The following is a 646-nucleotide window of genomic DNA, read 5'->3' as shown; positions in this document are numbered from 1 at the left end:
CACGCAGATAAGTGACAGCAAGGCTTTCGCTGAGAAGATGGAAAAAATTCAAGCCGATGTCGGGGAGAATGCGGCGGCGGTTGAGACCAAGGCGACGGCAGTCTTTGATATTGATGGGGATGGCTATGGCATCTATGAAATTGGGACCGGGGTGAGGTACAAGGGCCGGCTTTATAAAGCCGGGATGGTCATCGGGGCCGAGGTGAAGAACGGGGAAGTTAAAACCCAGATAGGTTTCAGTGCGAATAACTTCATGGTGATGAATCCGGCCAATGGCAAACTGGACCCGGTGTTCATGATTAAGGACGGGCAGGTCTTTATCCGGGAAGCCTTTCTCGGTACAGCGGTGATTGACGGGGCAAAAATCAAAGATGCCTCTATCACGATGGCAAAAATCGCGGACGGCATTCGTTCGGATAACTGGCCTCACGGTGGCTGGAATCTGCCGAAGAATGGCGCGTTTGAGATGAAAGGGATTTCAGGCCGGGCACGAATAGCCCTCGATCATACCGGCCTGGCAGTCTTTGATGGTAGCGGTACGTTGCGGATTAAAGTGGGAGAAATATAAATGGCTTTAGGTATTCGGGTGCATCCCGGCGACGGGGGCAAACCTTATCATCTGGATTCAGACCGGGCGCAGACGCTG

Annotated in this window: 1 protein-coding gene; it reads left to right on the top strand. The window is 52.9% G+C overall.

Going from position 1 to position 646, the window contains the following annotated elements; all coding sequences use genetic code 11:
* Nucleotides 1-568 (top strand): DUF1983 domain-containing protein (locus Xhom_RS25280; protein ID WP_145957535.1); only part of this gene is annotated, 568 nt, incomplete at its 5' end.
* Nucleotides 569-646 lie beyond the last annotated feature (78 nt).

This window comes from Xenorhabdus hominickii, from assembly GCF_002632725.1.
Taxonomy (GTDB): Bacteria; Pseudomonadota; Gammaproteobacteria; order Enterobacterales; family Enterobacteriaceae; genus Xenorhabdus; species Xenorhabdus hominickii.
This window is presented reverse-complemented; position numbering and strand designations above follow the sequence as displayed.